This window comes from Sphingobium rhizovicinum (genome assembly GCF_042647625.1).
Classification (GTDB): domain Bacteria; phylum Pseudomonadota; class Alphaproteobacteria; order Sphingomonadales; family Sphingomonadaceae; genus Sphingobium; species Sphingobium rhizovicinum.
Genome location: NZ_JBHRVU010000002.1, coordinates 212463 through 224404 on the forward strand (window position 1 = coordinate 212463; position 11942 = coordinate 224404).

Here is an 11942-nt window from a genome sequence, read left to right on the forward strand (position 1 = left end):
CGGCCTATTGCTTGATCGTTCCGACGCTGCATCCTTGTGGCACCTGTGCCCGGCGAACTGCGAGTTGACGCATCCGCTCATAATCAACGCCCCATAACCCGGCCCGTCGAGCGGCTGCTTTCTGCATTAGATCAACATACGCCCCGCCAGAAAATACGCGGTAGTCCACCGCATATCCCTGGGCGACCATTGTCGCACCGACACTCGCTTTATTGGCGGGAAACCGGCAGGCGAGGTTGAGACGTCCATAACTTTTGGGGTCCGTCCGGCACTGATTTTCCCGCCGCATCGCATAGTCGAACATCGACACCGAACAGTCCATTCCACCATCGCGCACCGCCAATTCGCTCAGTGCCTCGCTGGAAATCGTCTTGAGCTGCGGCAGATCGTCGTCCGGCGCATCGATCCCGACGATCCGCACCCGTCCATTGGGAAAATCGACTGTATCGCCGTCTATGATCCTCGGGTTAGGCGACGTCAGCCGCGTTTTCGAGACTTCAACAAGCGCCTGCTTGTTCTGCGAAATCGCGTAAGTCGCTACGATCAGGAACGTCGCGCCCATCGTCCATCGCTGGAATCGCGTCGCTCCGGGAAACAGCTTCATAGCGAACGGATCTCGCGCAACAGATCATTCCAGTCGCCAGCATGGGGCGGCGGCTTGGCGACGAGCTGGCGGCCGTCCGCCGTCAGGTGCGGGGTGGCGCGCTCGATCGCGCGCGCTGCCTCGCCGCCATGCTGGCTGTAAAGGGGGCGTTTGCGGGAGGGGGCGGAATCCTACGCTAAGGATTTGGGCCAGCGATATTCCCCGGTTAGATTGATGTGTTCCCATCCCAACGGCGAGACGTGGGCGAGTAGATCAGGCGCGATATGGGTACCGCTGGCGGCCCGGGTATTGACGACCTCGCCGAGCTTCATGGTGTTCCAGAATATGATGATGGCGGCGAGCAGGTTCATTCCGGCGATGCGATAGTGCTGGCCTTCGCCGGATCGATCCCGGATTTCACCTCGGCGGTGGAAGCTGATGGCGCGCTTTAGGGCGTGGTGGGCCTCACCCTTGTTGAGGCCGATCTGAGCCTGGCGCTGGAGGCCGGCATCAAGAATCCAGTCGATCATGAACAGGGTTCGCTCGATGCGGCCCACCTCTCGCAATGCGAGGGCCAGCTCATTCTGGCGCGGGTAAGAGGCGAGCTTGCGAAGAATCTGGCTGGGGGCGACGATCCCCGCTGCGATCGTCGCCATGATGCGCAGGATGTCGGGCCAGTTGCGCTCGATGAGCGGTTCATTGATCTTACCTCCGACCAGCGCTCGCACATTGGCCGGCGTCGCGTTGGGCGTGAAGGCATAGAGTCTTTTCTGAGGGAGATCGCGGATACGGGGGGCGAACCTGTAGCCGAGCAAGGCGCAGGCGGCGAACACATGATCGGTGAAGCCGCCCGTGTCGGCAAAATGCTGGCGAACGCGGCGGCCCGCGTCATTCATGAGCAGCCCGTCCAGGATATAGGGAGCCTCGCTGACCGTTGCCGGGATCACCTGGGTTGCGAACGGCGCATATTGATCGGACACATGGCTGTATCCCTTGAGGCCCGGGACGTTGCCATATTTCGCGTTGATCAGATTCATCGCCTCGCCCTGCTCGGTAGCAAGGAAGAACTGCCCGTCGCTGGATGCCGATTGCCCTTGTCCCCAGAAGGCGGCCATGGGCAGGGCGGCGTGGGCCTCCACGATCATGGCGAGCGCCCGATCATAGGCGCTGCCTTCGACATGCCAGCGCGCGATCCGCAGCAATTCCCAGAAGCTGTGCGTGTTGGTCGCCGCCGCCATCTTGCGCAAACCGAGATTGACGCCTTCCGCCAGCAACACGTTCATCAGGCCGATCCGGTCGCTGCAGGGCGCGCCGGTGCGCAGATGCGTGAACGCCTCGGAAAATCCGGTTCGCTCATCGACTTCCAGCAACAGATCGGTGATCCTCGCGGGCGGGAGCTGTTGATAGAGATCGAGCACGAGATCCTCGGCCCCTTCGGGCGTGTCGGCCCTCAGCTTGTCGATGTGCAGCTTGCCGTTCTCGATGATGCCGCCTGGGATCGTGCCGGTTCGCGCCGCGCGGCCAAACTCCTTCAGCCGTGTATCCAGTCGAGCCCTGCGCTCGGCCAGCCATTCGCCGGGCCGCAGCGGCACGGCGAGCCGCGCGGTCTGCTCTATCGCCTGTGGCGGGACCAGAAGCTGCTTGAGGTCGCCATAGCGGCGCGATCCCGCCAACCATATGTCACCGGACCGGAAGGCGTCGCGGATGTGGAACAGCACCGCGATTTCCCAAAGCCGGTGGTCGCCGCTGGGCTCAGCGCGAAGATGACGATGCCATTTCGAGTTGGGACGTAGAAAATCCACCGGCGGATCGACCTTGATCCCGTTACGCAGCATCGCAACGGCCGCCAGAAGAGGCGTGGCGATCGGCGCCGCCTGCATGTCGAGCAGGCGCAGCATCCTGGGCGCGTAGAGGCGGAAACGGTGATAGCCGTCCAGCACACGGCTGAGCGGGTCGGCCGCGAGCACGTTGGTCAGCGCGGAGGCCGTGGCGACAAGGGTTCTGAACCGTTCCCAGCCAGGCCCGGTGGCGATTATCCCGTCCAGGGCCGTGCCATCGTCCTGCGCTCCAAGCAAAGCACCACCGATTTCGGCAAAGGACTTCAGCGTGTCCCGAACGGCCGCCTTTTCGTCGGCGATCCTGGTGTTGCAAAGGCGTTCGGAGGCCCGATAGAGACGGCCTACGATGCGATCGTGGGTCTCCACGATGACATCGGCCAGCGATGACCGCCATTCCAGGGTGCAGACAGCGAGGATCGCAAGCCGCCTGTCTTCGGGCAGATCACGCATGCCGTCGGCGTAATAGCGCTCGCCCTGCCGGCGAAGCCGGGTCACACGATGCGCCGGCACGCCGTCCAGCAAATCCGCCGGAAGATCGAACCTTTGAAGATATTCCAGTCGATCCATCAGCCGGTTAGCGGCTGCTGAATTTGCGCCAACCTCGAACTGTCGCAGCCATACGAAGCGCGTGACGCGACCATCCACCGTATCCTCCAACAGGTGAGCCAAATTCTCGCTCAGGGTTGGCGTGATGCGATGGGCGATAAGATCCTCGATCCGGCGCTCGGCCTCAACCAGCGCATCGGCGCAAAGGCGCTCGATCGTCGAGGAGCCGGGAAGGATCGTGCGGGTGCGGCGACACTCCGCAACGAAGCGACGGGCAAGATCCTCATTCGATGTCGCCGCCTCGGCTTCCCGAGCGATCCATTCGCGCAAATCCCGTGCGCCCCGCCCCGAAAAGGAGCGATAGCCGTAGATTCGGCGAAGGTCCGCCAGATGCTCGTGCCGGGTCTCCTCGCGCGCGGCATAGAGGAGTAGATCGTCGCTGGTCAGGCCGAGCTGGGCCGCGATGAAATCCGATACCTGCGCCGGGATCAACTCGCCAGGAGCGAGCACCCGCCCGGGTAGCGCAGGACGCACAGTTGCAGCGCGAAGCCAAAACGATTGTGGGCGCGCCGGCGCTGGCGGATATGCCCGAGATCCTCATCGCTGAGGGTATAGTGCCGCAGCAGCTCACCTTGATCGACCGGCAAGTGAAGCAGCGCCTCGCGCTGTCGATCGGTCAGGGTCACGCGACGCGGCATACATGCTCCTTATTCTTTCCGAGCTACGGTTTGAGATAGCTTGATTGAGATGCTGGTTAAGATACACAATAGCCCAATCTTATGTGCTCATGTTCGTCACCGCCTCAAACCTTCGTTTGTGATCCATGCTGATCGGCTACGCCCGCGTGTCCAAAGCCGACGGCTCGCAGTCGCTCGACCTGCAGCACGATGCCCTTCGCGCTGCCGGTGTCGAGCCAGGCAATATCTATGATGATCGTGCATCCGGTAGCCGTGATGATCGCCCCGGTCTTGCCGCCTGCCTGAAATCGTTGCGCGACGGCGATGTCCTCATCGTTTGGAAGCTCGACCGGCTCGGCCGAACGCTCACCCACCTGGTCAGCACGGTGCAGAATCTGTCGGATCGCGGTATCGGTCTGCGGGTGCTCACCGGCAAGGGCGCGCAGATCGACACCACGACGCCATCGGGCCGGATGGTGTTCGGCATTTTTGCCACACTGGCGGAGTTTGAGCGGGATATGATCCGCGAGCGCACCATGGCTGGCCTGGCCGCTGCCCGCGCGCGGGGACGCAAGGGTGGCCGCAAGTTCGCCCTCTCCAAGGCCCAGGTGCGGCTCGCTCAGGCTGCTATGGCCCAACGCGACACGTCCGTTTCCGACCTCTGCAAGGAACTCGGGATCGAGCGCGTCACTCTCTACCGCTATGTCGGTCCCAACGGGGAACTCCGGATTACGGTCAGCGCGTGCTTGCTGCCAAAACGCGATGATGATGACGGGAGCCCCGATCAAACTTACCCAAGCGGACGCCGCAGACGTTGCAGACCTGTACAACCGTTGCAGCGACTATTTCCTGTTGCAGGACGGGGCCGCGCCCACGCTGGACGATGCTCGCGAGCTTTTCTCCGATGTGCCGCCCGAAAAGAGCGCCCACAATCAAGCTGTCCTGGGATGGAAGGGGCCTGGCGGCCTATATGCAATCGCGGCCATCCTCCGCGATTATCCGCGTGATGGCACATGGTATCTCGGCTTCATGATCGTAGATGCCGCACAGCGTGGTCGTGGCGTCGGACGCTCAATTTACTCGACGGTCGAAAGCTGGGCCGCTGCGAGAGGTGCCACAGAGATTCGGTTGGCCGTGCTGGAAGCGAATGAAGCGGCAGAGCGATTTTGGCGTTCTCTCGGCTTCATTGAGTATCGGCGCGTTGGGCCAGACACCTTCAAAATGCGTAGCCATCGCCGGATAGAACTGATACCAACCTTCAGTGAAGCTGACTCACGATGGGGATTCCCAAGGCGCTGAATTTCTGAATCTATGGCTTCTGGTTGGAGGGCGTGGCCATGGGTGCAGCGATCAGAATGCGGGACGACTTTGACGCAGTGGGCTTGAGGCGAATGGCGCGTGCGACGAGGAGCGCGAACCAGGGACGACGGTTGCTGGCATTGGCGGAAATTTATGATGGCGCAAGCCGCAGCGATGCCGCGCGCATCGGCGGCGTGACGTTGCAGATCGTGCGCGACTGGGTGGTGCGCTTCAATGCCCGGGGCCGGACGGACTCCTTGACGGGAAGGCGCCGGGCAAGCCCCCGTTGTTGAACGACGCCCAGCGTCGGGCCCTTGCGGAGATCGTTGAAAGCGGCCCGATCCCGGCGATCCATGGAGTTGTTCGCTGGCGGCTGATCGATCTGGTGCGGTGGCTCCATGACGAGTTTGGCGTGTCCCTGACGGAAACGACTGTGGGGCGGGAGCTGAAGAAGCTGGGCTATGTCAAACTGACGGCACGCCCGCGCCATCATGCCCAGAACGAATATGCGATGGAGGACTTCAAAAAGGGGGCTTTGCAGCCGAACTGGCAAAGGTCAAGGCCGCCCTCCCGCACGGCACGCCGATAGAAGTCTGGTTCCAGGACGAAGCCCGGATCGGCCAAAAGAACAAGATCACTCGCCGCTGGGCCAGACGGGGCACCCGGCCGTCGGCGCCCAAGGACCAGAGGACGAAATCAGCCTACATCTTCGGCGCCATCTGCCCAGAGCTTGGCAAGGGAGCAGGTCTGATCCTCCCGTTCTGCAACACCCAGACCATGTCGCTGCACCTGACGGAGATATCGCTTGCTATCGAACCCGTGCCCACGGCGTTCTGTTGATGGATCAAGCCGGGTGGCACATGACCGGAAAGCTCGAAGTGCCAGAGAATATCAGCATCATTCCGCTGCCGCCCAAATGCCCCGAACTCAACCCGGTCGAAAATATCTGGCAGTTCATGCGCGACAACTGGCTGTCCAACCGGATCTTCACCTCCCACGACAACATCATCGACCTTTGCTGCGAAGCATGGAACAGGCTGATCGATCAGCCGTGGCGCATCATGACGATCGGACGCCGCAAATGGGCGCGTGGGTCGTGATCAATGCAGGTTGGTATGAGCCGTCGCCTTTCTGGCGCGACCGTAGAAGGCAGCAACAAGTAAGATCTCGCGCCGGCTATCTGGGCGAGCTTGGCGTAGGATTCCGCCCCCTCCCGCAAACGCCCCCTTTCAGGGAAGGGGGCTTGAGATCGCCTTGATGGCCTTCAATCCCGTTCCAAAACGAGCGATCGCGTCCCTGTTTCTCTCCAGCTCGCCATAGGGCAGATAGGCGAAGTCGAGATCGGCAATACGGCTGAAAGCCGGGCGACGGAGTTGCGCGCGAACGTCCTGCTCGCGCGCATTCGGTGCGACCAGGAATAGCCCGGCGGCAGCGTGCAGATCGCTCCCCGACAGCGCCAGATCGAGCATGCGCACGATCCCCGAGTAGATCGAGGTCGAATGTTCAACCTCGAACGCGGCGGCGACGCCGTCGCCACCCTTCGCCAGCCACAACACGTCGATGAGGCGGATCGAGTCCGCTCCGGGAGAGGTCGCAATGGCGTCTGGAAGGCGCTCGAGGCATCCCTGTCCAAGCGGGCAGCCAGCGTGAAGTCGACCGCGGTCATTGGCGGCGATCCACACATCGTAACCGAGGGCATGGCCGAGGTCGCGCAGCCAGGCCTGGATTTCGGCGTGCGTGCGATCGGTTTCGCCCTGCGCGGCGGCTGTCTTGTCGAGCCGGCTTGCCTCCGCTCTGGCATGTTCCAATCTGCCGAGCCAGTCGTCGGCCGCCGTTGCGTCATCCTCCAGCGGTGGCGCGGGATAGCGGCCCGAGCCAATGTCGAACAACAGTCCGCCGATCGCGCCGAGATCGTTGGAGAGCAACTCGCGGTAACGGTCGTTGAGGTCGAGGATGCCGGCGCGCATGGCGAGAAAATGATCCCATGACCCGAGCTTCACCTTGGCGCCGGTGACGGCATTGTAGCCCTTGACGATCGCGGTATTGAAGGGCGGCACCAGCGTCGGGTGAAGGAAATAGAGCAGGTTGGCCGCCGCCGGCCCCAGCCCCTTGATCTTGAGCGCGTCTATGCTGCGGATGTGGCTGATGATCTCCTCGGCGGTATCGCAGCACGAGCAATTGTCGAGCAGGCGACCGAACGCCCGCTGGTTGTCCGGGCTTTCGTAGATGTCTGGAATGCGCAGCTTGGGCTTCCACAGCCAGGCATGGTCGGCGCCCTTGAAGATCTGCCGCTGTTCGGCGATCGAGTGGACAACCGTTTCCAGTGACGAGCCGCGATAGGCGACGCCGAACCGCCCACTTTCGATTTCTGCGACCACCTGCTGCAGCCCGCGACGGATGGAGCGGAAGTTTTTCAGCCGTTCGTCCCACAGAAACCAGGAGCGATAGGTGGCGCCGGGATCGTCTCGCCAACGACGGACAAGCTCGCTCACGAGATCATGATGTGTCGCGGGTAACAAGGTCATACTGGCTGGGTCATCTAAACTGGGCTCCTTGCCGTTCAGGCTATCGCGAGCAAGGGCGGCTTGCACGTTCAATGTGCGATCCGCGAAGCGTGCTCAAATTGTCGGTGATCGCGCAGGGAAACGCCGCTGGCATTGGGCGTTGCCGGTCGCAACCGTCGACCGGGCGCACAGCCAGGCAGACGGCCGGCACGGGCGTCGCCGCCCGGGAGCGGCGCCGCAACCAGCTTTTTCCGGTCGAACTTAGCGGATCACTGCTTTGCGATCGCGGTGACCTCGCCATCGCTGCCCTTGAGCGAGAGGTCGAAATCGACCTTGTCGCCGACCTTGACCGCATCGGTGATCGACGGCGCGGCCTTGAACGCCATCGTCATCGCGGGCCACTTGGCCTCCGGGATCGGACCATGATCGAGCGTGATCGTGCCTGCCGCCTTGTCGATCGCGGTGACGGTGCCATGGCCCTTGGCCTTGATCGCGGCGTTCGCGTCAGGCGCCATCGACATGTTGCCCATGTCGCCGCTCATGGTCGCGGCGGGCGCCGCCTCGTTGGTCTCAGTCGCAACGGGGGCCTCCGCCTTCTTGCCGCACGCGGCAGTCAGGGCGGCGAGGCCGAGGGCAATGGTCAGTCGTGCATGGTTCATCGTCTTCTCCTTCATGATGAAACGGGTTGAGGGATGGGATCGGTCTTGGGCCGGCGCAACAGCAGGTAGGCGGCGGGCAGGACGAACATTGAGAGCAAGGGCGCGGTCAGCATGCCGCCGATCATCGGCGCGGCAATCCGGCTCATGACCTCCGAACCCGCGCCTGATCCCAGCAGGATCGGCAGCAGGCCGGCCAGGATCACCGCCACCGTCATCGCCTTGGGACGGACGCGCAGCAGCGCGCCTTCGCGCACGGCGGCCTCGACCTCGGCAGCGTCCGGATGTGCGCCGCGCTCGGCCAGCGCGTTCTTGAGATAGATCAGCATCACCACCCCGAACTCGGCGGAGACGCCGGCGAGCGCGATGAACCCGACCCCGTGGCGATCGACTGGTTGAACCCCAGCAGATAAAGCGTCCAGATGCCGCCGTCAGCGCAAACGGCAGCGTCCCCATGATCAGCGCCGCCTCGTCGAAGCGGCCGAAGATGAGGTAGAGCAGCACGAAGATGATCAGCAGCGTCGCGGGCACGACCAGCTTCAAGCGGTCGACCGCGCGCTCGAGATATTCGAACTGGCCAGAGTAAGCGATGCTGACCCCAGGCGAGAGCCTGACCTGTTTCGCCACCGCACGCTGCAGATCGCCGACCACCGAGGCAAGATCGCGCCCGCGCACATCGACGTAGACCCAGGTCGAAGGCCGGGCATTCTCGGTCTTGAGCATCGGCGGTCCCTCGGCGATCGAGACGTTTGCCACGGTGCCCAAGGTGATCTGCTGGCCCGCGGGCGTCAGGATCGGTAGCGCCCGCAGCCTTTCGAGGCTGTCGCGCAATTCGCGCGGATAGCGCACGCTGATCGGATAGCGGGCGAGGCCCTCGACCGTCTCGCCGATCGTCTCGCCGCCGATCGCGCCGGAGACGATGGCCTGGACGTCGGCGATGTTGAGCCCGAACCGCGCGGCGGCGGCGCGGTCTATGTCGACATCGACATAGCGTCCGCCGGTCAGCCGCTCGGCGAGCGCCGAGCTGACGCCGGGCACGCTCCTGGCCACGGTCTCGACATCATGCGCGATGCGGTCGAGCTCGGCGAGGTCACTGCCCGACACCTTGACCCCGATCGGGCTCTTGATGCCCGTCGCGAGCATGTCGATGCGGTTGCGGATCGGCGGCACCCAGATATTGGCGAGACCCGGAAGCTTCACCCGGCGATCGAGCTCGTCGACAAGGCGTTCGGGCGTCATGCCCGACCGCCACTGGTCGCGGGGCTTGAATTGGATCGTCGTCTCGAACATTTCGAGCGGCGCGGGATCGGTCGCGGTCTCGGCGCGGCCGGCCTTGCCGAACACGCTTTCGACTTCGGGCACGGTCTTGATCAGGCGGTCGGTCTGCTGGAGCAGCTCACTCGCCTTGGCGGCCGAGAGGCCCGGCAGCGCCGAGGGCATGTAGAGCAGGTCGCCCTCGTCGAGATTGGGCATGAACTCGCCGCCGAGCCGGCTGAGCGGCCAGGCCGTGGTGGCGAACACCAGAGCCGCGATCAGCAGCACTGCCTTGGGCCGCTTCATCGTCCAGTCGATCGCGGGCCGGTAGATATTGGTGAGCCAGCGATTGACCGGATTGGCCTGCTCGGCCGGAATGCGGCCCCGGATCAGCCAGCCCATCAGGATCGGCACCAGGGTCACCGACAGGATCGCGGCCGCGCCCATCGCATAGGTCTTGGTGAAGGCGAGCGGCGCGAACAGCCGGCCTTCCTGCGCCTCCAGGGTGAAGACCGGAATGAACGACAGCGTGATGATCAGCAGGCTGAAGAACAGCGCCGGCCCGACCTCGGCCGCCGCCTCGGTGACGACGATCCAGCGCATCTCGCCATCGAGATGTCTGTCCGGGTGATCCTGCTCCCAGCGTTCGATCCTCTTGTGGGCGTTCTCGATCATGACGACCGCCGCATCCACCATCGCGCCGATGGCGATGGCGATGCCGCCCAGCGACATGATGTTGGCGTTCACCCCCTGGAACCGCATTACGACGAACGCGGCCAGCACACCGAGCGGCAAGGTCAGGATCGCGACCAGCGCCGAGCGGACGTGCCAGAGGAACAGGGCGCAGACCAATGCGACGACGATGAACTCCTCGACCAGCTTGCGGGTGAGGTTCTCGACCGCGCGATCGATCAGCTGCGAGCGGTCATAGACCGTGACCACCTCGACGCCCGGCGGCAGGCTTTTCCTGAGATCGGCGAGCTTGTCCTTGACCGCCGCGATGGTCTCACGGGCGTTCTTGCCTGACCGAAGAATAACGACGCCGCCGGCGACCTCGCCTTCGCCGTTCAGTTCGGCGATGCCGCGCCGCATCTCGGGGCCGACCTGGATCGTGGCGACATCGCCGAGCCGGACGGGCACGCCGCCCGCCGCAGTCTTGAGCGGGATTGCCCGGAAATCGTCGAGCGTTTTCAGATAGCCCGAGGCGCGGACCATATATTCGGCCTCGGCCATTTCCAGCACCGAGCCGCCGGCTTCCTGATTGGCTTGGCTGATCGCCTGCACTGCCTGGGCGTGGGTTACGCCGTAGGCCGCGAGCTTCACCGGATCGAGCAGCACCTGGTACTGCTTGACCATGCCGCCGATGCTGGCGACTTCGGCCACGCCGGTCACGGTCTTCAGCTCGTAGCGCAGGAACCAGTCCTGCAACCCGCGAAGCTGCGAGAGATCGTGCCGGCCGGTGCGGTCGACCAGCGCATATTCATAGACCCAGCCGACCCCGGTCGCGTCCGGCCCGAGCGCGCTGCGGGCGCTGGCCGGCAACCGACCCTGGACCTGGTTGAGATATTCGAGCACGCGGCTGCGCGCCCAGTAGAGATCGGTGCCGTCCTCGAAGATCACATAGACGAAGCTGTCGCCGAAGAAGCTATAGCCGCGCACCGTCTTGGCGCCGGGCACCGACAGCATGGTGGTGGTGAGCGGATAGGTGATCTGGTTCTCGACGATCTGCGGCGCCTGACCCGGATAGGAAGTGCGGATCACGACCTGCACGTCGGAAAGATCGGGCAGCGCGTCGATCGGGGTCGAGCGCACCGCCCACAGGCCCGCGCCGACCAGCGCGAGCATGCCGAGCACGACGAAGAAGCGGTTCCTCACCGACCAGCGGATGAGATGGGCGATCACTGGCCCGCCACCTTCGCCATATGCCGCAGCGTCGGTCCCGCCGGGGCCGGTCGAACCCGAACCGGACCCGGTCACCCGCCTTGAAGCCGCGCGCGATGCCCGGATTGGCGAGCGCGAAGGTCATCGTCATCGCCGGCCAGTCGAGCGCGGGAACGGGCTCGTGGCTGAGCGTCACCGAATTGGCCGTGATCCGCTCGATCTTGCCCGTCGTCTCGTACAGCGTGGCTTTCGACGCCGGCGCGGCGATGGTCGCCGATGCCGCACCGCCGCCGATCGGCCGCGCCTCGATTCCCGACAGGCTCGCCTCGGAATCGATCAGGAACTGCCCCGAGACGACGACGTTCTCGCCGGGCGACAGGCCGGCAAGGATCTCGGTCTCGCCGCCTGCCTCGCGGCCGATGCGGACCTCGGCGGGATGATAGCGCCCGTCGCCTGCGGCCAGCATGACGAGCGTGCGCCTGCCCGTGCGGATCACCGCTTCGCTCGGCACCAGCAGCGCCGGCTTGGCATCGCCGCCAAGCGCGACGCTGGCGAACATGCCCGGCCGCAACCGGCCGTCCCGGTTGGGCAGCTCGATCCGCACGGTGAGCGTGCGGCTGTCGGCCTGCGTGGTCGGCAGGATCGCGATCACCCGGCCGGCGAAGCGCTCGCCGGGGAAGCCCGCCAGCGTGGTGCTGGCATTC

General features: G+C 64.3%; 4 protein-coding genes and 5 pseudogenes. 3 read left to right on the forward strand and 6 right to left on the reverse strand.

Features of this window, described 5'->3' with window-relative positions:
* Positions 1 to 4 precede the first annotated feature (4 nt).
* Positions 5 to 604, reverse strand: coding sequence for a thermonuclease family protein (locus tag ACFOKF_RS01200; RefSeq protein ID WP_379489111.1), 600 nt, complete (start codon positions 602 to 604; stop codon positions 5 to 7).
* A 170-nt stretch (positions 605 to 774) separates the two neighbouring features.
* Positions 775 to 3665 (reverse strand): annotated as a pseudogene (locus ACFOKF_RS01205) (Tn3 family transposase).
* A 125-nt stretch (positions 3666 to 3790) separates the two neighbouring features.
* On the opposite strand from ACFOKF_RS01205, the pseudogene ACFOKF_RS25640 reads away from it, so the two are divergent.
* From ACFOKF_RS25640 to ACFOKF_RS01220, 3 genes and pseudogenes are all read left to right on the forward strand, one after another.
* Positions 3791 to 4156, forward strand: a pseudogene (locus tag ACFOKF_RS25640) (recombinase family protein); the annotation flags it as partial.
* Positions 4157 to 4406: 250 nt separating this feature from the next.
* Positions 4407 to 4943 (forward strand): GNAT family N-acetyltransferase, encoded by a 537-nt coding sequence (locus ACFOKF_RS01215; protein WP_380792234.1) that lies wholly within the window; start codon positions 4407 to 4409, stop codon positions 4941 to 4943.
* 38 nt (positions 4944 to 4981) lie between these two features.
* A pseudogene (locus ACFOKF_RS01220) lies at positions 4982 to 6043 on the forward strand (IS630 family transposase).
* A gap of 129 nt (positions 6044 to 6172) precedes the next feature.
* On the opposite strand, the gene ACFOKF_RS01225 reads toward ACFOKF_RS01220, so the two are convergent.
* The 4 genes and pseudogenes from ACFOKF_RS01225 to ACFOKF_RS01240 form a co-directional block, all read right to left on the reverse strand.
* Positions 6173 to 7435: a hypothetical protein gene (locus tag ACFOKF_RS01225; protein WP_007683327.1), complete on the reverse strand. Its 1263-nt coding sequence runs from the start codon at positions 7433 to 7435 to the stop codon at positions 6173 to 6175.
* Between the two features lie 281 nt (positions 7436 to 7716).
* Complete coding sequence (locus ACFOKF_RS01230) at positions 7717 to 8121, reverse strand: copper-binding protein (RefSeq protein ID WP_007406376.1); 405 nt, start codon at positions 8119 to 8121, stop codon at positions 7717 to 7719.
* A pseudogene (locus ACFOKF_RS01235) lies at positions 8118 to 11259 on the reverse strand (efflux RND transporter permease subunit). The gene ACFOKF_RS01230 and the pseudogene ACFOKF_RS01235 overlap by 4 nt, the downstream one beginning before the upstream one ends.
* Before the next feature lie 103 nt (positions 11260 to 11362).
* Positions 11363 to 11890: pseudogene (locus ACFOKF_RS01240) on the reverse strand (copper-binding protein); the annotation flags it as partial.
* Between the last annotated feature and the right edge of the window lie 52 nt (positions 11891 to 11942).